We start from the raw sequence: 536 nt of genomic DNA on the forward strand, positions 1-536 counted from the left end.
AAGCGATGCAGCCGATGGCACCACCATTAGCTTAACGTTTGAAGACAGCGCGGGTAATATTACGACTGTTGATACCACCGTAACCGATGGCGTGTGGAGCGTTGATGCACCAACTGAATTAGCTGAAGGCGAATACACAGTGACCGCCGAGGTAGACGATGGCCTGGGTAATATCGGCAGCGCCACAGAAACCGGTATTATTGACACCACTATGCCTGCGATTGAAGTGAATGAGTTAGTTGTTACCAATGATACAACCCCAACGATCACCGGCACCGCGAATGCACCGCAAGGCAGCACCGTAACGGTTGAAATCACCGATAGTAATAACGTGACCCATACGGTTACAACGACCCTAGGAGCTAATGGCACGTGGAGTGTGGCTGCCTCACAAGTAGTTGCTGAAGGCAGTTATACCGTAAGTGCAAGCGTAAGCGATACAGCGGGTAACACAGCGACCGCCACAGGCGCAGGGGAGGTTGATACCGTTGCGCCAACGCTTGATTTAACCAGCCCAGGTTCAAGTAACGATGTTA

Annotated in this window: 1 protein-coding gene; it reads left to right on the forward strand. The window is 51.7% G+C overall.

The annotated features are described in order from the left end of the window. On the forward strand, window positions 1-536 hold a 536-nt coding region (locus AN390_RS19535), incomplete at both ends, for an Ig-like domain-containing protein (RefSeq protein ID WP_173644047.1).

The organism is Pseudoalteromonas sp. P1-11 (assembly GCF_001399995.1).
GTDB classification, from domain to species: Bacteria; Pseudomonadota; Gammaproteobacteria; order Enterobacterales; family Alteromonadaceae; genus Pseudoalteromonas; species Pseudoalteromonas atlantica.